Consider the following 20,033-nt stretch of genomic DNA (forward strand, 5'->3'; position numbering starts at 1 on the left):
GCTCTCTTCCTGTTCCCAAAGCTCTCTTCCTGTTCCCTGTTAAGAGTTCCCTGTTCCCTTGCCCCAACGACAATTTTTAACGCCCACCTACTTATTGTAATCCTATCTGATTTATGAACAAGAGTCAGATCCCCAACTTCTCTAAGAAATCGGGGATCTTGTTGTATGGTACTATACTCAAAACGGCTATAAATTTGACTTTTTGAGAATACAAAAACCCAGTTTTAAGCCTCTCCCCCCAGGGGGGTTCCATATTTAATATAGCCGTGGACAGGGTGGTTAGGACATCAATTGATAATGAAACTCTCACTACAAGCGGGTTTTACTCCTGACTCCTGAACCGATAGCGCAGCGTGGCGTAAGCCATAGGTCTGCGAAGCGTCTCCTGACTCCTGACTCCTGAATTCTGCTGTAATTAGGTTAGCTTGATATTACGGTTTAATTTGTTCAAGAATATTTGAACTTTGGAACATAGTATCACATTTTTTGGATACGATAACGCAAATGTTGCTGAGAGCTTGCTGGTAATTATCCATATCCTCTTGTTCAAGGTACATTTGAGCAGATTTTTCTAAATCTTCAATAGCTTGGGCATGATTTTCTTGAACTTTACTTTCTCCATATTGTGATAGTTCAAAATACACCATTCCCCGTTTGAGGTACACTTTTGGCATATTGGGATTAATATTTATTGCTTCGGTAAAATCACTAATTGCCTGTTTATATTCTTGAGCATAATTGCTGCTATATTGGGCAAATTGATAACGAGCAAGACCGCGCTGAAAATAAGCTTCTGCCTTGGATAGATTAAGTTTGATCGCTTGGGTAAAATCCGCAATTGATTTTTGGTATTCTTGTTGGGAGTTAATGCTATATTTAGCAATTTGAGAACGAACAATACCCCGCCGGATATAAGCTTCCGTATCATGACTATTGAGGCTGATAGCAGTATTAAAGTCGTTGATAGCTTTCTTATACTCTTGGTCAGGATCATTACTATAGTCGGCAAGCATATAATAAGCATTGCCCCGGTTCACAAGTGCTTTGACTTCCAGAGGATTGATTTTAAGAGCCTGGTTATAGTCTGCTAATGCTCCTTCAAAATCGTTCATATTGTAACGGGAATTACCTCTGTTAATATATAATTTGGCATAATTGGGATTTTTTTTGATACCTTGGCTAAAATTTTCAATGGCTCGCTCATAGTCTCGCTTTTGATAATCAGTATTACCTCGCTCATAGTAATCTACATAAGTGAGATTTTCATTACTAAAGTTATTATTCCCTTGGCGAGACATCAAGGTTTGTTGAGTGTAAGGATTTTGGGAAACAAAGGGGCGCGTAAATTTAATCATTACGTCTAAATATCCCAATAAACCAAAACCCAACAGACAAAACATAACAGTGTAAAACTTGGATTTTTGGGAATTTTTGCGAGGTTTAGAAGTAGAAAAGTTATGACTAAATACTGGTTGCCAATGATGTAATGTAGATGCTACTGTAGCTGGTTTGCGGAAACGAGGAGTTGCTGTATGGCGCTTTTTAGGTTGGCGACGCGGTTGCAGATGTTCTTTAGAAGCGATCGCTTCCAGTGATGGAAAAGGATCACGTCCACCTAATCTTAAGGCACGTTCACACCAAGGACATTGCTGCAAGTGATTATCATAGAAATGCTGGGGATTTACAGCACAAGTAACAAGACTCTCTTCTGCCACAGCTACTGCTGATAACCAGGTTTGAGCGCTAGGACGCAATTGGGGATTGTGATGGCCATCCTCAAAACAACGCACAAATAAATCCCGTAAGCTGGGATGAAGCATTTCCCACGGGGGTGCGATGGGGGTTGGCTGATAGGGAACTTGCCGTTTTCGACAGTATGTAAAATGACCATCAATTATTCTGGCTTCATAGGCAGGGGGGTCAAATACACCTTGAAAAATGCCCGAAAATGGGTGAGTGCCTTCCATTAACAATTGAAATATCAGCACTGCTAACCCAAATAAATCATGGGAACTGTCGCGATCGTACTGAGCAAAAGTTTTATTCTGTAATTCTGGTGGAGTATATTCTGCTTTACCTACTGAACAACGATAGATAATATTCTGCTCTGAATCACGCACTTGAAATGAGTCTGTGTCTACCAAGGTGACTAAGGCGGTGTCACTAACTAGAATATTCGACTCATTCACATCTCCAATACAGTATTCACTAGCGTGCAGAGCGGCAAAAGCTGCGGCTAAATTGCGAGCCGTGCGGAGTAAATACTGATAATTGAATAAGGGGCAGTTTTGACGACGGGTTCCAGGATTGTAAAAGTCCATAATCGGCCGCATCCCCCGAATGCGGGGCATTAAAAAGCCGATAATGTTACCACTGCCATCTGCTGCTTGCAATAACTCCCTTGGCCAAGCGATGGAAATATGCTCTAAATTGGCTGTAGGGTTTTCCGGGGGTTTGGCAAGCATCGCCTGAAGTTTTTGAGCATGGGTGACAACTGGCTTGTGATAAATTTTTGCCACTAAATTCTCATCTGATGGCACTGCATATACACAAGCTTCACCGCCACGCCCCAAATTAACAGTGAGATCGAGAAGTTCCGGCTTGGGAAAACAACGTAGTACCTGCATGATAGAGTTACGATTAAGAGAGGTTATTTCTAGAGATATTGCTTATGAGTGGCTGAATGCTGCTAGGACTAAGGTCAAATCATCATCCGTGCGTTGAGTAATCCGCTCAGAGCATAAAAACTTTACCAACTGCTCTTTGGCCATAATCTTATCTTCCGCATTCGCTACAAACTCGAATAAAGGAAAAAAGAATGGTTTGTGAGGTTCACCAATAACCATATTCAAAGCCAGCATTTGTAGCCCATCGGTGAGAACACCTATATTAACTATTTTTTGCCGCAATATGCTGATTTGTGCCGTATTTACAGCATCAGGCGAAGTCAAAAAAGTAGTTTCATTGATGTATTCACCGTTATTGGGTATGGTAAGTGCCAGTAGGTTTCCCATGTTATTTTTGGCTACAGCCAAGCCATCACCTATTTGGCCTACGGCGACAAGTTCTGGTGTAGCGATCGCCATAATTAAGGTAGTTGCTAAATCATGAGGCTGATGGTTGCAGATATTTGCCTCATCTTCTACAGCTTTTTTGGCGGCTAATATGGCATCTGTAAGCAGTCCGCGCAATAGCGCATCATCAGCAAGAGTTTCTTGGGTAATTTCTTGATTGTTGGAGAGATGATCTATCGCTGTTTCTACAGCAATCATCGCTCCCACTTTCCCCAAAGTTGCAGAACCCGCACCATCAGCTGTCGCGACTACCAACACATTATCTGGCAATATTTGCCAATGGTGAGCATCTTGACATAACTGCTTATTTTTGACGTGGCTAGTACCACATACAGAAGCGGCTACTATCCGCCATTGAGAAATCTGTTTTGGTGTGTTCATAAATTTGCTCTCACAGCTAAAGTCAAGAGTTATCAGTTTCAAGGTGGGTGATCAAGAATCACTACCTCAGCATTCTTGCCAATAGATGGGGGAGTTCTACCCAGCAATTTAATTTAACTGGTAACTACTGGTAACTGTTAACTGTTAAACAGACCCCCAACCTATTGGTGGTAGTGCCACTTGCTCATCTACTTTAGAATGAGAAACAGCTGACATACTAGCTGAAAGCCAAACGAACATTTCGATAAAGTTTAATCCCTGGAGTTTGAGCGGAGTACGCACAGCTATTTGATTTAAACGCATCATATTGGCATTTTCTACTCCTACAGTAAAAAAGGCAACGCGTTTATTAGCTTCATCTCCTTGTAGGCGCTGCACTGCTTGCTCAATTACATGATCTAACTCACCTTGTGGCTCCCCATCAGTAATCATAAATACCCATGGACGATAGTAAGCGATGCCATTAGCACGATACTGGGATTTACGTTCTTGAATTATCTCTAATGATTTATGAATTCCCGCGCCCATTGTCGTTAGTCCCTGGGCTGTTAGAATAGGTGGGTTGAATTGGTCGGCGGTGACAAAGTCTTGCACTACGTTGACATGACTATCAAATGTAACAATCGCCACTTCAACCCTTCTAGCTGCTAAAGAATTTTTGACTAGTTCATCCTTAAAACTCAGCAAGCCTTGATTTAAAGCCTCTATTCGCTCTCCTTGCATTGAGCCAGATGTATCTAGCAGTAGCACGCAAGGACAACGGGGTTCTGGGTTTTCTGCAAACTCTACGACTTCATCTAGTTTTATTGTATCCAGCATAACCTTTTGTGTTATGTTATAGTCCAAAGCTTTAATTTCCTTTCCTCAAAGTATATAATTTTTCACACTAGTACGACTACAAGTATGGTATTTGGCAGTAAATAGCTTAATCTTCATTAACCAAATTATTCTCACCCAATTCTCTATTTCAGGAAACTTGAATAACTATATAGTTTAGTTAAAGTGAATTCATCAGGGTGTGAATCTTCTTTTTTGTAGTCTATCTACCATAATTTCTGTTAAACATCTTAAGACTATAATAATCACTATATGCATTTATCAAAAGAAGTTTTTAAAGATTTTATGTGGAAATTTAGCGATTGATAAACTACTAAGTGAGTAATCATTAATTCTAACATTTGATAAATATTACATCGTAAAAACAAAAACCCGACTTCTATCGAAAGTATGAGGAATATTTACACAGTAGTACCACATGGCGGAAATAACTATCTAGTTAAAAAAGGTTAATAAGCTTTCTTCCCTTCTGCCTTCTTACAGTAGTAATATTAGGTAACCAAAGAAGCCAGGAGTAATTGCTATAGCTCAATAATAAGTACATAAGATTGGTAAATACATATTGGTTTATAGAAAAAAATACCAGAGAAGTGAAAATTTAATCTCAAAATTGGCTATTTCTCAATACTAAGTCAATTTCTCCAGAAAAAACTGTAAAAAATATGAATAATACTGGCACATTTAGCAAACTATCTCCTGAGCGTTTATTAAGGCAGCTAACTAATAGTTCTGATACTACTTGTTTACAAGTCTTGAACAACTCAGTATTTTGGACAATACACTTAGAACAAGGCAAGATTATCTATGCAACCCATTCAGTAGAACCATTTGATAGACTAGAACGGCATATGCGTCGTCTGAGTCAGCAAATTCCCCTGTTGACTAGCGATATTCGTGTGCAGTTACGGATGATGTTTGAACCGGATTGGCCAACTCAGTTAAGTGACATAGAAAATAATTCACCCAGCGAACCTCCAGAATATCAAGCTATTTACTGGCTTGTTAATGAAAAACATCTACTTTCTACACAAGCAGCAATACTAATTCAAGAATTAGTTAAAGAAGTAATTGAATCATTTTTACTCATTCAAGAAGGCACTTATAAATTAATAGAACCAGTAAATAGCATTCCCAAAATTTGTAAGTTAGATGTCGAGAATATTATGGAACGCTGCCAAAAGCGGTTACAAAGTTGGCAGTCTTTCGCTCCCCAAATATCTTCTCCCTATCAGCGTCCCTACCTGTTGAATAACAGTAAGTTTTATGATAGAGGACTCCCAGAACTACAGCAAAATCTAACTAACTGGATGAAGGGTTTTAGCTTGCGACATCTGGCTGTAATTATGAATCAGGATGAAGTGCAACTGGCTCAAACCCTATATCCACATATACTTCAGGGTTCGATTATTTTACATGAACCAGATCCTCCATTTGATCAATTACCTAAAACTTTTCCAGATTTATCACCGACTTGGCAACATAACACAGCAACAATTAATAGCGAATCATTTCATGTAGAAGTATTATCAGATCCGGCTACGTCCTTAGAACACATTGAATCGGAAACCTCTAATTTACCAGGAGATAACTGGGAACAGTTAACTATACCAGATAACATAGAATCTGATCCGCAAAGTGTCACTAATACTACTATTACTGCAACAAAAGTCCACAAAATTATTTCTGTAGATGATAGCCCCACAATTCTCAAAGAAATCAGCCGTTGTTTAGAAGATGAAAATGTTGCTGTAGTAACTATTAATGAACCAGTCAAAGCAGTGATGTCTATTATTAGACATAAACCAGATTTGATTTTGCTAGATTTGAATATGGCAGGAATTGATGGTTATGAATTATGCCGAATTATCCGCAATAATTCCATGTTTAAAGAAATTCCCATTATTTTTGTGACAGGAAGTAGAGGAATTGTCGATAAGGTAAAAGCAAGAATGGTAGGAGCATCTGGGTATTTAACTAAACCGTTTACTCGCGCTGAGTTACTGAAAATGATTTTTATGCATTTAGCATAAATGTAAATGGGGCGATAAGGAACTAGGAAAAGATCATAATTCTCTGTTCCTCGTTCCCTATTCCTTGACAACTGACTCTATAAAGTAATTAATCGTGGCACAAGTAGTATTAGAAAACGTTTATAAAAGTTTCCCTCCTCGGAAGGGGGAAGGGATGACGAATCAGCAGCAGTCATCACCAGGAAAAGAAAGTCCAGATAGTATTAATGTTTTGCGGCGAATAAATTTAACTATCGCCGATGGTGAGTTTATGGTATTAGTGGGACCATCTGGCTGTGGTAAAAGCACTTTGCTGCGGTTAATTGCTGGTTTAGAGGTGATGACCGGTGGTAATATTTCCGTAGGCGATCGCTTGATTAATGATTTACCGCCTAAAGAAAGAGACATCGCGATGGTGTTTCAAAATTATGCCCTCTATCCCCATATGACGGTGTATGACAATATCGCTTTCGGGTTACGTCGTCGGTTTGATGATGGGGAAGTGGGGAAAAAAACAATTACCAAATGGAAAGAAAATCTTTTGGTAGGGGTAAGCAGAAAACTACCGAAGGGACTGCGTTATATTTCCCAAAAAGAACAGGCTATCAATGAAAGAGTGCGGAGTGTGGCTCAATTGTTGCAAATTGAAGCTTTGTTAAATCGTTTACCCAAACAACTTTCTGGGGGACAAAGACAACGCGTAGCATTGGGAAGAGCGATCGCACGCAATCCTCAAGTATTTTTAATGGATGAGCCATTGTCTAACTTAGATGCGAAATTACGGGCAGAAACCCGCACCCAAATTGTTAAATTGCAGCGTCAATTGGGAACGACAATGATTTACGTCACCCATGATCAAACAGAAGCAATGACAATGGGCGATCGCATTGCCATCATGTCCGAAGGGAAAATACAGCAAGTCGCCGCACCTTTAGAACTTTATAACCGTCCTGCTAATCGCTTTGTAGCAGAATTTATCGGTTCACCACCCATGAATTTTATCCCAGTGGAATTTCATGCACCTTTATTAATTAACCATTCTGACTTTCGCTTTACTCTTCCAGATGTATGGGGAAATGCCTTACAAAAATACGATGGCAAAACTTTAATGTTAGGTATTCGTCCAGAACATCTGAATTTGAGTGTACCAGCCACCAAAAATTTACCAGTTAAAGTAGACTTAGTAGAAAACTTGGGAAATGATACTTTTCTCTCCGTGAGAATTGCTGATCCTGATTCAGCAAAGACAGATGGTCAAGCCTTACAGGTAAGAGTCCCACCAGATAGAGTTATAAATCTGGGTGAGCAACTGTGGTTATCATTCATACCAGAAAAACTGCACTTTTTTGACCCAGAAACTGAGTTAGCACTATTTCCTACAAAATAGTCAAAGTCATTCGTAATTATTCGGTCAAATTTATTTTCACGGGTAATGATAGGAAAAAATTCTATTCTTCCCCTGCTTCCTCTACCTCAAGAGCGCCCCCTGCCTGCCTTCACTCGTCATTTTCGGGTTGACAGACTAGGGTAGCCAGTGAGGATGAAAACCAATTAAAGGAAGTTGTTCAGGCTTAATTTCGATGTTTTCCGCTTCTGTGATGGGTAACAAAGGCATAAGCCACAAACTACTAGTAGCAATTGGTTCACCATCATCAGTTTTTAAGCTGTTAGCAGGTAATGGTGTAGTGGTATTTTGTAGTGGCACTACTTGGTCAAACAATATGCCCAAACCGTCAGGTGCTAAACTCATTTGCACATTACGTTGAGCGGGAGGTAGCATTAACAATGGCTTTTGCTGCTCGGTTTTGAGGTTAATTGCTACTAAATAAGGCTGTTCTATATATTGTTCTTTTGATACTAGCTGTGTTGTCAAACAGTAGAGAGTGGGTGAGGCAGTATCAAAATTGCAACCGAGAATAGAGCCTGTTGTTTTTAAGAGTTGTTTCTGCACACCTTGGTTTGTAACCAAGAACAAATCTCGCGTGTAGTCAGTATTAAACTTAACCATTGCCGCTTGTGAACCATCCTTAGAGAAAGCTTGAACTAAGCCAAATTGCGGCAAGAAATCTAGGGGTTTACTAGCATCTCCTAAAAGAGATAAAATTGCTGTTCCCTGTCCTTGAGCAACTGCTACGGCTTTACTATCTGGTGTAATCAAAAAGTCTCCACCCGGTTGACTTTCTATACGTTTGGGGATATTTTTTTCTCCTGAATTATTATCATTTTTGGCTGACAAATGCCATAGCCCAAAATCACCGGGATTATCTCTTTTTCCCCGTTGCACAACAATTGTTTCCCCATTAGGAGATAAGTCAAATTTTAGGTTTTGATAGTCTTTATTATCTAAAATCAGGTCAATTTTACCAGGTGGTTGTGGTTGTTCATCAGTTTTGCTAGAAATGCCTGTTGTGACTGTATATAATTGGGACGAAAGTAAGTCCGACGATTTGGAAGAACGAGCCGAAAATAATATTTTATCCCCATCTGGAAATGGCTCGAAGTCCATGACAATCAGGTCTTTGGGGGTAAGGAGCTTTTTCTGTTCTTGGGTTAAGTTGTAGAGTACTAACTTTCCCTGCTCTTCTGGATTCACTCCTATATAAAGTAGGGCGCGATTGCGAGTGCTAAAGTTACCTGTAAAGGGTTCCATTTCCCTATTTTTTCCTTCGGCTTCCGAGAATTTATCTCTTGCTCCTTGCAATGAAACTTGATAATTTGTGCCATAAGGTGCTGGTGTTACTAGTGTGTAAACTAGTCTTCGCCCTGCCCAACTAATTTTACCGACTAGAACTGGACAGTTTTTTGAGTTATCCTCTGGATTTTTGGTGGCTACTGAACAGTTTTTTGAGTTATCCTCTGGATTTTTGGTGTCCACTGGATAGACTTTTAAATTTTTTTCTACACTGTTGGTGTCCATTGGACGACTAAAAGTGAGGCTAAAAGCCGTGTCTTCTGCACCAATTTGTTGATTTTGCCAGGTAAAAGTTCTGACGATAGGCTTGACTGCATCACCTTGCCAGATCACTAACCCAATCAGCAGACTTAATAGGAGAATCAGAGCGATCGCAATCCGATCGAGTGGTTGAATTAATATATGAGATTTAGTCATTGGTTATTAGTTATTAGTTATTGGTCATTAGTCATTAGTCATTGGTCATTGGTCATTAGTCATTAGTCATTAGTCATTAGTCATTAGTCATTGGTCATTGATGATTCTTCCCCATCTCCCCATCTCCCCATTTCCCCAGTCTACTAATAACTGTAAGGATTTTTGGGTTGGGGAATTTTCTTCAGGGAGTTAGCCTTGATGGTGAGTTGGCGTTTCTTGGCCACTGTTTCTGTAATCATTTGTCCCTCCACTTCTAGCCAAGTGTCGGCTGGATACTGCTGATTATTATCTGGAACTTTAACGGGTAATCCAATTGGATAGACATCTGCGGCACAACAGGTAATTACAAATCGCGCCAATATCAAATGGTCTTTTTCTAATTCTGGTGGGTGAATGACAAATCCTTGGACTTTGACTTTTTGTCCTGTATATGCGTCAGGTTCTGGATAGACATTGAGGATACGTACCCAGTCTATGAGCGATCGCTCTTCCGGGCGAACAGTAGCGCGAAAAGCTTGGGGTTGGGCGCGTGTTGCTCCGATCAACTCAGTCACACCCCGATCTAGTGCTGTTTGACTAGCAAAGACGCGAGGTGTAATGATAAATCCTAAGATTGCCGATGTTAAAAGCAAAGCGCTACCCCAACCAGGGGGAAATAGATTTATGTGTTGTTGATTATTGGGTACTTCATAACGGTGACGGCGTTGCCAAAGTTGCGCTCCTTTGGCAAATCCCACAATTAGCAACCCAACACCACCCAGATTTACTAACCAAAAGTAATCAGGGTGAATTAACAAATTCAGTTTGCCAGTAAGCCAGTATTTCAGGATTAAAATTCCCCAAGCTGTAATTGCTAGAACATCTAGCCAAGGGAGTAATATATTGTGAAAGTTGGGTTTGGAATTTTGGATTGAAGTCATTATTTACAGCGGTTTGCTAAAAAAGTTGTTAATGAGGATAGGGAATAGGGAATAGGGAATAGGCAATAGGCAATAGGCAATAGGGAATAGGGTTTTGATCATTTACATTTGTGATCAATCTGGGTATTGAGTGAATAAGTGCATAGCTTTGAACACGCTCAAATCTGATTAGTTGCACATTTTTCACTTCTCATCTTTCTTCCAGTCTTGATGAATAGGAATTTCAGGTTTATTCTCCAATTCCTATTTATTAATTGGTCAGATGTAAGTTGCCACGAGATAATCACAAATCACATCTGACAACTGACCAAAATTTACATGACGTGCAAATTCAAAACTAAAGTAAACAAAAGTGTCAATTGGGCAGATAAAGCAAAGAGATAAATTAGCGCTTTGGGTTTAAAAATTGATAACATCAAACCCACACCTTTGATATCAATCATGGGACCAAATACCAGAAATGCTAACAAGGAACCACTGGTAAAGGTGGAAGCAAAAGATAGGGCAAAAAAGGCATCGACTGTAGAACAGATTGATACTACTACTGCTAATACCAACATAGCAAGAATTGAGGTAATTGGTCCGGCACCCAAACTGAGGATTAGTTCACGGGGAGCCAAGACTTGTATAGCAGCAGCAATAGCACTTCCTAACACCATTACTCCCGCTAATTCCCGCAATTCTTGGACTATATTATCCAATGCTAGACGCAGTTTGTCGGCAAAAGATTTATTAGGGTTAGCAGTGGAAATATCTGTCGGGTTCAAACCACCATCTATTCTGACAGATCCACCAGCTTTTCCACCCAGAATATAAGTCCCTGATTGTAAAAGACTGTTAACCGTTGCTTCTTCCTTTACCTGGTAACGTCTTCCCTTGCGTTTAGGTTCCGGTTTAGCGGGTGGGTTATATTTGAGATAACGAGCGATCGCAGGTTGTAAGAAAGGACTTAAGTCTTGCTGAAAACTGAAAGTAAAACCAATAATAGTTGCGATCGCTAAAGACAATACTACTCTTAACACCACTATTTCTGGTTGATCTCGAAATGCTGTCCAAGTTGACCAAATCACAATAGGGTTAATTGTTGGTGCTGCTAGTAAAAAGCCAATTGCTACTGGTGTGGGTACTCCCTGCATCAATAACCGCCGCGCCACCGGCACATTACCGCATTCACACACTGGGAACAAAAAACCAATCATACTGCCAAATAAAGCCCCTAATAGGGGATTTCTGGGCATTTTCTCCACTAGTTTGCGCTCATCGACGAAAAATAATAGCAAACTAGAGAGTAAAACCCCAAGCAGTAAAAAAGGCATCGCCTCGACTAGCAGACTGAGAAATATTGTAAAACCATTGTTCAGTTGATTCATGGGCGTGGCAGTCAAAAGCAGTTTTGAATTTTAGGGTTATGACTAGTCATTCTATCGAAATGGATATCGAACGGGGATCAAAAGCAGATCAGTTAAAGTACACATCATTATACTCAGCTATTTAGAAAGCAGAGGGTTTAGAGAAATTTTGCGTAAGTCCTGTCAATAATTAAATAAACCCTATAAGTGGAAACCGAAAAAAATCGGGAACCCAGTTATAGGCTTTTTGTTTTATCTAATCTTAGGACTTACGCAAGATGTGACTGAAAACCTTATTCCTGTGTAGCGGTAATTCATGAATTACCGCTACTTTGGTTCTGTTTTGCGTAATTCCTATAATCTAAAGCTTGTAGTAAATTTTCGCCACGTTGGTAAATTTCCCGTGCGTAGTCAGTCCAGGCACCTTGTCCCCAATATCGAAAACAACTTGTTTGCAGCAACAAGTTATGTAATAAAACTTGGCGGTAGTGAGTTTGTCTGGTGACAGGTTTGTCTGAGTCGGTAGACAATAATTGATCAAATTTCTGATGAAATAATTTGCTTAATTCATACATGGGGGATAAAACATTTTCGTATCCTTGCACCCAACTAATATGATTAGTCCATGATGCACCATCCAAATGAAAATTGGGGTTGACCTGTTTTATTTCTTGAATGGCATTTTCTACAGCATCTGGTTGAAAATTATCTGCTGAAACTCGTTGCCAAATTTGATGTTGTCCTACTGGTTGACAAGGAGGAAAGTCTTCAGGTTGACAACCAGCAGCAGCCAATAATTCTAAATATTCTGTTCCACAAACCCCGACAACACCTGTTTTACCTATTTGTCCCCAAGCTTGTTTGAAACCGCTGGGAAATTCATTCATCATCACACCCCCATTTTCACCATCACCTATTTGGCTGACGATTGGTGGTACTAAAACATTTCCTAGTTGTTGTTTAGATAAGGTTTTAGCTTCATAATATGGCTGCATTTGAGCGACTAATTTAGTGTCTGAACCTTGGGTTTTAATCAAGGCTGTAATACTAATTGTTTCCCCTTGGGAATTACGAGCGATTAAACGATGTGGTAGATGTTTTTGGGTGATAGGTTCACCACTGATTTGTTCTATTGTATGTTCTTGAACAAGTAACCAGCGGTATCCACATTCTTTGAGGGCTTTGATAAATGCAAATAAGGTATCCGGGTGATTGGGTAGGTGCATTTCTGGGGGTGAAAATCCTTTAACTCGTCCCAGGGCTTCCCAACCGAAAATTGCCGCAAACTGATGTTGCCAAGCGATGATGTGCAGTTTAATATCTGGTATGGGGGTGGAAGGAATGACGGCATGACTCCACATTGTTCCCAACCACTCTACATAAGGCTGATAGGTAGAATCACAGGTGATGCGTTTAAGATTGTCGAGAATGTCACTTCGTCCCATTTGCCGAAGTCCCCACAAAAGATTACCGGAATAGTCCAACATAACACGGGGGTTACAGCCTTGATTGACTAATTCAGGAATAAATTCTCCCATACGGCTGTAACAATTGGCAAATGATCCAGCATTATGGTTGTCTCCTTCGTGCTGATGTTCAAACATATATTGCAGATTGCTGATGAATGAACCGTTTTGTCCAGCTGGTATAGTTGGTTGGTGCATATGCAGAGCGATCGCAAATACAGCATTGACATCTGCTAACTTGATATTAGTTGTTGGTAAAAATACGGGTGCATCATGATTAACTACAGAAAGCACTTCTGTTTCCCAACCAGAAATATTTGGTAAATCATCGATGATTTCGGGTAAAGATGGAAGATTGGTAAGGAGTTTAAGCATTTCTGGTTTTTCCGCAACGATGTCTAACTCCCAGATATTCCCACCTTTGGGTTCTACTTCTTGATGAAGTTTGTTTACCAATAAATCTCCGCGTCCCCGTGTCTCCGCGTCCCCGTGTCTCCGCGTCCCTCCCCCCGCGTCTCTTCTTAAACTTCCAGCACTCTTTCTGCTATCCTTAATTTAGCGGAGCGCGATCGCACATTTTGAGAAATTTCTTCTTCACCAGCAATAATTGGCTTTTTTGTCAATACCTTTAACATGGGAGAATTTCTTAATCCGTGTTTCACTAATCTATCTTCTAAACTGTGAAAACTGATAATGACAATTCTCCCACCGGGAACCAGCGCTAATGGGGCTTTTTCTATCAAGGTTTCTAGAACTTTTAATTCATCATTAACCGCAATTCGCAAAGCTTGGAAAACGCGGGTAGCGGGGTGAATTCTCCCGTGACGGTATTTAGGAGGGACAGAATATGCGATCGCATTTGCTAATTCTGTTGTAGTATTAAATGGGCGTTTTTCAACAATTCGTCTCGCTATCCTTCGAGAAAGTCTCTCTTCACCATATTTAAAGAAAATATCCGCCAATTCTTTTTCATCCCAATCATTAATTACATCAGCAGCAGTAAGAGACTGTTGTTGATTCATTCGCATATCTAAATTTGCAGTATTTCTAAAACTAAAACCTCTTTCTGGCTGATCTAAATGATAAGAACTCACTCCCAAATCAGCTAAAATCCCATCATAATAATTTTCTGGAAATTGATAATTTGCAAAATTGCTATGAATAAAATTTACTCTTTCTCCAAATTCCGATAAATTTTGTTGTGCTGCTGTTAAAGCATCTGTATCTTGGTCAACTGCGGTAACTTTCACATTTTCAGATGTTTCTAATATTAACCGACTGTGACCACCACCACCAACAGTTAAATCTAAATAATTTCCACCAGGACGAACTGCTAAACCTGCAATTACTTCTTGACTAAGAACAGGAATATGAGAAAATGTAACTTCTTCTAAATCTAGCGGTGTTTGTAAATCTGATTGCATTATTAGTTGCTTAATTTATTAAAATGTAACTATTTTTTGCTTTTCAATGACAGGATTAAAATCAATTCCCTTCCAATCTTTAAATAATTCAGCAATTTGTTCAGGTGTTGTAAAATTGTCAGTAAAATATTCAAATTGGCAACGATCAAGATTGAGGAAAAAACTCAAAAAACTACAATGATCTTTCGCGCCAAAACCAAGTGGACAATCAACACGCCAATTATCTATGCTTGTTGCATATTCATTAATAATTTGACAAATTTTATCAATTTTAGATGATCTTTGAAAAGTTTTGGGCGAAAATAATTCTTTTAATTCTTTACTAAGAAAACTAAGCCCACGGGGGTGAACTGATGAAAAAAGAAGGTGTTTGTTGTATCTATAGCCGCGATTTCTCGTAATCTGGGTGAGTCTCAATTTAGAATTTTCATCCACCCCATTACTAGAATATTTCTGACATAATTCTAATAATTCAAAAGGATTTTTACCGATTTCACAAAATAGCTCTATTGCTTGATAGGTTAAATTGGTAGGACGATATTTAAAATCAATCAATGATTGACAAATATCTAAAGCTTCAACAAACTTTTGATCAGATGTTTTGTTCATTTTTGCTTATCTCCTTTAGTTATAATTATAGACCAAGGGTATTCATTTTGAGCTATTTCATGAGCATCTAATTGATTCACACCTTGATTAATTACCAATTCAGATTCCAGAATTTCATGCTTTAGTAAAACTTCATCACTATTAATTTCTTCTCCTAATGCCATTCTTTGCCAACTTTGAGCCATACGTAAATCAGGGCTAAATTGATTTTGTACTACTCCCTTGCCAAAAGCATACTGTTTAGCTCTTTCAATATCCTCATAGTTTAATTGATACCGATTGGCTATCTTTAAAATATCATCTTTTGATTCTATAATTTTATCATAAACTTTCATAGCTTGCTGGAGATATTTCCTCTCATATTGATTAAGATATGACCATCTATCAGTAAGAGAAATTTCATCATTAGGTTGATTGGGTTTAGATGCTGGAATATTAGACAATTTATTAAAGAGTATTTATGACTAAAATTATTTTTTTACAAAGCTTATTTTAACGGAAATCGCCATATTTTTCAAAAAATCAGCAATATCTGTCATCATCTTGATAGTCTCCGATATTATAGAAACAATATTTGGATAATGGCTAATCTCATCAAAATTTAACTCTCTCCCTTTTCTGTCTTTCATCCATTTTTGACAAACTTGATAACCACCAATATAGAAATTCCATATTCGCGGTGGAACTTGATCAAAATACTGTTGAGAATTTATCCAAATTTGTTGATTAGGTTCATTGCGCCTCTGCGTGAGAACACAAAATTTAGCCAATATCAATATACTGTATCCCACAGGTAGATGAAAAAAAATTAGCACTCTTTATCCCTTAGAGATCAAGCTTCCCTATAATAATTGAAGAAGTGCAACAAAATAAAGCATCAAGTACAAATCCGACCCTGCTATCCTCTCTTCAACATCACCCTGTAGAGACAGCAAGATTATCCCTACAAGCTAAATTTTGGCAGATACGATAAATCTTGTCTGGTTAGCATCTTGGCGGTTCAATTCAAAAATGGCAATAACGGGAGAACAGCAAATCTATGAGTAGAATAGAAACCCGCACTGAACCAATGGTGCTAAATATGGGGCCTCATCATCCCTCAATGCACGGGGTTCTGCGGCTAATTATGACACTGGATGGCGAGGATGTCGTTGACTGTGAACCAGTCATTGGCTACCTACACAGGGGAATGGAGAAAATTGCCGAAAACCGCTCAAACATCATGTATGTCCCCTACGTCAGCCGTTGGGACTACGCTGCGGGGATGTTTAACGAAGCCGTTACTGTTAATGCACCGGAAAAGTTAGCAGGTGTCACAGTTCCCAAACGCGCCAGCTACATTCGCGTGATCATGCTGGAACTAAACCGCATTGCTAACCACTTGCTATGGTTTGGCCCTTTCCTCGCTGACGTTGGCGCACAAACTCCCTTCTTCTACCAATTCCGGGAACGAGAAATGATTTATGACTTGTGGGAAGCCGCCACAGGTTATCGCATGGTAAATAACAACTACTTCCGCGTTGGTGGTGTAGCTGCTGATTTACCCTACGGTTGGGTAGACAAGTGCTTGGAATTTTGCGAATATTTCATCCCTAAAGTTGATGAATATGAACGCCTAGTTACCAATAACCCGATCTTTCGTCGTCGTATTGAAGGTTTGGGTACTATTACCCGCGAAGAAGCAATTAACTGGGGACTTTCCGGGCCAATGTTACGCGCTTCGGGTGTGAAGTGGGATTTGCGGAAAGTTGACCACTACGAATGTTACGACGACTTCGACTGGGACGTACAGTGGGAAACCGTAGGTGATTGTCTGGCTCGTTACATGGTACGGATGCGGGAAATGCGCGAATCCGTGAAAATCATCAAACAAGCCATCCAAGGTTTACCGGGCGGACCTTACGAAAACCTGGAAGCCAAGCGGTTAATGGCTGGGAAAAAATCTGAGTGGGATGCTTTTGATTATCAATTCATTGGTAAGAAAGTTTCACCTTCATTTAAAATTCCTACAGGTGAAATCTACTCCCGTGTAGAAAGCGGTAAAGGTGAACTGGGAATTTATTTAGTTGGCGATAATAATGTTTTCCCCTGGCGCTGGAAAATTCGCCCAGCAGATTTCAATAACCTGCAAATTCTCCCTCATTTATTACGGGGGATGAAGGTTGCAGACGTGGTAGTAATTCTCGGTAGTATTGACGTGATTATGGGATCTGTTGATAGATAATTAATCGCTGCGTCACGCTGCTGTTTATTGTATTAGAGACGTGGTAATTCGCGTCTCTATGTTTTATGGATAAAAAATCATTTGTGCTTTAAAATATGGTTATATTGCTTAATATAATTTAATATATTGAAATTAATATGTAAATTAATTTAAAAATGTACACTATCACTTAACATTTATCTAGATAAAGATCAATGCTAATAAAATTAATTATCTTTTAATATTTAGGAATTTAATTTTGTATTATGCCATAACTATCAAAAACTTCAATTCTGTTATGACAACTTATATTATGTATTATGTGCTGAATAATTTTCTCTTCAAGGTCTGATCAGTTACTATATAAATTCGAGAATTTTTACTCAATAGTTATTTTAGACCTGTGCAAATTCACCCTCACTCAAAATTTGAACATATCTCGAATCGGCATAGTCAACAGGGTATGCAAAAATTGCTGAATCGCCTTGTGAGCAAAATGCAGCGGGATGAGTTAGTTCGACAAACAACAAATCAACTCAGAGAATCACTCCAAGTTGATCGCGTAGTCTTATATTATTTTTATGAGCAATGGTTCGGTCAGGTGACATTTGAATCTTTGATTTCTGATGAATTCTCAATTTTGGGTTCAACTGGAGCAGATGATTGTTTTAACAATGAATACGCTGCTTTGTACTTAGCCGGCAGGGTAAATGCGATCGCTGATATTGAATTAGAACCTATTGCGCCTTGTCACCGCGATTTCCTCCGCAGTATGCAGGTGCGAGCCAATTTAGTCGTACCGATTTTGATTCCTAGAGGTTTATGGGGGCTACTAGTAGCTCATCAGTGTCATAAAACTCATGCTTGGTCGCCAGTAGATATAGAATTGATGCAAACAGCCGCCCACACACTGGCCACAGATCCTAACATCTTAGAAAGTTAACGCCGTCTGCAACTCTTTGAAAACCTGGAATTGAGAGGCTAAAAGTTGTCACTTCTGTGAAAGTGTAAAATTTTGTAACCGATTAGATAAGTGATGGGATTTGCACAGACAAACAAATCGAAGGGGTACTTTAAACCACTTCTGTCAGATTCCAAATCACAAACCTGATCTGCGGGAAACCAAGCATGGATAAAGTGGCACAGAAAAAACGCCTTTCATGGAAGCATATTCCTTTAGCATTGCAAATAGCGATCGCTATTATCCTGGCCATAATCATAGGAACTTTACTGAGTAGTCAAGCAGCAAATAATGCCGACTATATCCATCATTTAGCAATTCCCTGTAACTTAATACTCAAGGCACTGAGGGCTTTGGCAACACCACTCATTATGTTAGCCGTACTCCACGCCTTTCTCACCGCTGATATCCCAGGTAGATCCGGTCGTCGTTTAACAGTACTACTACTAACCAATACCACTGTAGCCATTTTTATCGGTCTTCTCGTCGCCAACGTTTTACAACCAGGTTCATGGGGTCGTCTTTCCGCACCCTCTAGCACCGAAGCATCTAGCAAAACTCTCGACCCTTGGGGACTAGTTCAAGACATCGTACCAGATTCTATCCTCAAACCTCTAGTTGACAACAATGTCATTCAACTAATTTTTATCTCTTTAGCTTTCGGTGTAGTTTTGCGTGCCTTGAAAGCACAACAAATAGCGGAAAGCAAAACATATTACCAGGCAATAGAAGGAGTAATTACAATATTATTTGAGGCAGTTATCCGCATCCTGCACTGGATCATTGGTATGAACACTGTCTCCGCGTCCCCCACTCTCCGCGTCTGTGCGTCCCCCACCGCGTCCTTTAACTTTTACCTGAAATTGCAAATTTTATGGATTCCCATCCCGCACTGTGTCAAGCTATAGCCAATCGCATTATCACCAATCCACAGAAACGAATTACCTTTGCTGAATACATGGATATGGCGTTATATCACCCAGAATATGGCTACTATTCCAGTGATGCAGTCAAAATCGGGTTTCGGGGTGGTGATTTTTTCACCTCTTCCAGTCTTGGAAATGATTTCGGCGAATTACTGGCTGTGCAATTTTTCCAGATGTGGCAAATTTTAGGGCAACCAACGCCTTTTTCTTTGGTGGAAATGGGAGCAGGTCAAGGTATTTTGGCATCTCATATCCTCAATTACCTAAAATTACAGCACCCAGATTTTTTTACCGTACTGGAATACATCATTATTGAGAAATCGCCAAGTTTAAGGCAAGAACAGCAGCAAAGGTTACAAGACCAAAATGTCCGTTGGTGCAATTTGGAAGAAATAGCTCCCAACTCAATTATTGGCTGCTTTTTTTCTAATGAATTAGTAGATGCTTTTCCAGTTCATCAGTTCACCCTAGAAGCAGGAGAATTGCGAGAAATTTATGTGACTACTTCGCAGAACCTAACCCCCGAAACCCCTTCCCTATTAGGGGAGAAGTCAAATATTGAATTTATTGAAATATTAGGTGAACCATCTACGCCGCAGTTAGCAGCATATTTTGATTTAGTGGAAATTGAATTAAGCCAAAGTACTTATGCAGATGGTTATCGCAGTGAAATTAATTTAGCTGCTCTTGGCTGGTTGAGTATAGTGGCAGACTGCTTGCAACGCGGGTATGTGTTAACAATTGATTATGGCTACCCTTCCAGCC

The 20,033-nt window shown here is 39.5% G+C and carries 17 protein-coding genes; 6 read left to right on the plus strand and 11 right to left on the minus strand.

Annotated features, from left to right (window positions below; all coding sequences use genetic code 11):
• Window positions 1–431: 431 nt before the first annotated feature.
• From A9Y75_RS10235 to A9Y75_RS10245, 3 genes are all read right to left on the minus strand, one after another.
• Window positions 432–2,627, minus strand: a complete 2,196-nt coding sequence (locus A9Y75_RS10235) for a tetratricopeptide repeat protein (protein WP_071189456.1) — start codon at window positions 2,625–2,627, stop codon at window positions 432–434.
• Between the two features lie 42 nt (window positions 2,628–2,669).
• The gene (locus A9Y75_RS10240) at window positions 2,670–3,455 is read right to left on the minus strand and encodes a PP2C family serine/threonine-protein phosphatase (RefSeq protein WP_071189457.1); all 786 of its coding nucleotides are present in this window, start codon (window positions 3,453–3,455) and stop codon (window positions 2,670–2,672) included.
• A gap of 144 nt (window positions 3,456–3,599) precedes the next feature.
• A complete protein-coding gene (locus tag A9Y75_RS10245; RefSeq protein ID WP_083389541.1) occupies window positions 3,600–4,274 on the minus strand; it encodes a VWA domain-containing protein in 675 nt (224 codons plus the stop codon).
• Window positions 4,275–4,954: 680 nt separating this feature from the next.
• Here A9Y75_RS10245 and A9Y75_RS10250 point away from each other — a divergent pair.
• A complete protein-coding gene (locus A9Y75_RS10250) occupies window positions 4,955–6,322 on the plus strand; it encodes a response regulator (RefSeq protein WP_071189458.1) in 1,368 nt (455 codons plus the stop codon).
• A gap of 94 nt (window positions 6,323–6,416) precedes the next feature.
• Complete coding sequence (locus A9Y75_RS10255; RefSeq protein WP_071189459.1) at window positions 6,417–7,688, plus strand: ABC transporter ATP-binding protein; 1,272 nt, start codon at window positions 6,417–6,419, stop codon at window positions 7,686–7,688.
• A gap of 135 nt (window positions 7,689–7,823) precedes the next feature.
• On the opposite strand, the gene A9Y75_RS10260 is transcribed toward A9Y75_RS10255, so the two are convergent.
• The 8 genes from A9Y75_RS10260 to A9Y75_RS10295 form a co-directional block, all read right to left on the minus strand.
• A complete protein-coding gene (locus A9Y75_RS10260) occupies window positions 7,824–9,410 on the minus strand; it encodes a hypothetical protein (protein ID WP_071189460.1) in 1,587 nt (528 codons plus the stop codon).
• Window positions 9,411–9,553: 143 nt separating this feature from the next.
• Entirely contained in the window at window positions 9,554–10,330 is a 777-nt protein-coding gene (locus A9Y75_RS10265; RefSeq protein ID WP_071189461.1) for a TIGR03943 family protein, read from the minus strand.
• Window positions 10,331–10,644: 314 nt separating this feature from the next.
• Window positions 10,645–11,700, minus strand: coding sequence for a permease (locus A9Y75_RS10270; RefSeq protein WP_071189462.1), 1,056 nt, complete (start codon window positions 11,698–11,700; stop codon window positions 10,645–10,647).
• Between the two features lie 293 nt (window positions 11,701–11,993).
• The gene (locus A9Y75_RS10275) at window positions 11,994–13,520 is read right to left on the minus strand and encodes a glycosyl hydrolase family 57 (protein WP_071189673.1); all 1,527 of its coding nucleotides are present in this window, start codon (window positions 13,518–13,520) and stop codon (window positions 11,994–11,996) included.
• Window positions 13,521–13,666: 146 nt separating this feature from the next.
• On the minus strand, window positions 13,667–14,569 hold the full coding sequence (gene rsmH, locus A9Y75_RS10280) for a 16S rRNA (cytosine(1402)-N(4))-methyltransferase RsmH (protein ID WP_071189463.1): 903 nt from the start codon (window positions 14,567–14,569) through the stop codon (window positions 13,667–13,669).
• 18 nt (window positions 14,570–14,587) lie between these two features.
• Entirely contained in the window at window positions 14,588–15,178 is a 591-nt protein-coding gene (locus A9Y75_RS10285; protein ID WP_071189464.1) for a hypothetical protein, read from the minus strand.
• Complete coding sequence (locus tag A9Y75_RS10290; protein ID WP_143046394.1) at window positions 15,175–15,621, minus strand: hypothetical protein; 447 nt, start codon at window positions 15,619–15,621, stop codon at window positions 15,175–15,177. Before A9Y75_RS10290 ends, A9Y75_RS10285 begins: the two co-directional genes overlap by 4 nt.
• A 27-nt stretch (window positions 15,622–15,648) precedes the next feature.
• Entirely contained in the window at window positions 15,649–15,948 is a 300-nt protein-coding gene (locus A9Y75_RS10295; RefSeq protein WP_177176145.1) for a type ISP restriction/modification enzyme, read from the minus strand.
• Between the two features lie 269 nt (window positions 15,949–16,217).
• Here A9Y75_RS10295 and A9Y75_RS10300 point away from each other — a divergent pair, with 269 nt between their 5' ends.
• From A9Y75_RS10300 to A9Y75_RS10315, 4 genes are all read left to right on the plus strand, one after another.
• Entirely contained in the window at window positions 16,218–17,402 is a 1,185-nt protein-coding gene (locus A9Y75_RS10300) for an NAD(P)H-quinone oxidoreductase subunit H (RefSeq protein WP_071189466.1), read from the plus strand.
• A gap of 382 nt (window positions 17,403–17,784) precedes the next feature.
• Window positions 17,785–18,324: a GAF domain-containing protein gene (locus A9Y75_RS10305; protein WP_071189467.1), complete on the plus strand. Its 540-nt coding sequence runs from the start codon at window positions 17,785–17,787 to the stop codon at window positions 18,322–18,324.
• A gap of 185 nt (window positions 18,325–18,509) precedes the next feature.
• Window positions 18,510–19,250: a cation:dicarboxylase symporter family transporter gene (locus A9Y75_RS10310; protein WP_343232398.1), complete on the plus strand. Its 741-nt coding sequence runs from the start codon at window positions 18,510–18,512 to the stop codon at window positions 19,248–19,250.
• On the plus strand, window positions 19,217–20,033 hold an 817-nt coding region (locus A9Y75_RS10315; RefSeq protein ID WP_071189468.1), incomplete at its 3' end, for an SAM-dependent methyltransferase. The genes A9Y75_RS10310 and A9Y75_RS10315, both read left to right, overlap by 34 nt.

This window comes from Trichormus sp. NMC-1 (genome assembly GCF_001858025.1).
In the GTDB taxonomy this organism is placed as follows: domain Bacteria; phylum Cyanobacteriota; class Cyanobacteriia; order Cyanobacteriales; family Nostocaceae; genus Anabaena.

Bases quoted from the DNA above. Each gene is read 5' to 3' on its own strand.
- A9Y75_RS10235 (WP_071189456.1), bottom strand. From the start codon at position 2,627: ATGCAGGTACTACGTTGTTTTCCCAAGCCGGAACTTCTCGATCTCACT.
- A9Y75_RS10240 (WP_071189457.1), bottom strand. From the start codon at position 3,455: ATGAACACACCAAAACAGATTTCTCAATGGCGGATAGTAGCCGCTTCT.
- A9Y75_RS10245 (WP_083389541.1), bottom strand. From the start codon at position 4,274: ATGCTGGATACAATAAAACTAGATGAAGTCGTAGAGTTTGCAGAAAAC.
- A9Y75_RS10250 (WP_071189458.1), top strand. From the start codon at position 4,955: ATGAATAATACTGGCACATTTAGCAAACTATCTCCTGAGCGTTTATTA.
- A9Y75_RS10260 (WP_071189460.1), bottom strand. From the start codon at position 9,410: ATGACTAAATCTCATATATTAATTCAACCACTCGATCGGATTGCGATC.
- A9Y75_RS10265 (WP_071189461.1), bottom strand. From the start codon at position 10,330: ATGACTTCAATCCAAAATTCCAAACCCAACTTTCACAATATATTACTC.
- A9Y75_RS10270 (WP_071189462.1), bottom strand. From the start codon at position 11,700: ATGAATCAACTGAACAATGGTTTTACAATATTTCTCAGTCTGCTAGTC.
- A9Y75_RS10275 (WP_071189673.1), bottom strand. From the start codon at position 13,520: ATGCTTAAACTCCTTACCAATCTTCCATCTTTACCCGAAATCATCGAT.
- rsmH (WP_071189463.1), bottom strand. From the start codon at position 14,569: ATGCAATCAGATTTACAAACACCGCTAGATTTAGAAGAAGTTACATTT.
- A9Y75_RS10285 (WP_071189464.1), bottom strand. From the start codon at position 15,178: ATGAACAAAACATCTGATCAAAAGTTTGTTGAAGCTTTAGATATTTGT.
- A9Y75_RS10300 (WP_071189466.1), top strand. From the start codon at position 16,218: ATGAGTAGAATAGAAACCCGCACTGAACCAATGGTGCTAAATATGGGG.
- A9Y75_RS10310 (WP_343232398.1), top strand. From the start codon at position 18,510: ATGGATAAAGTGGCACAGAAAAAACGCCTTTCATGGAAGCATATTCCT.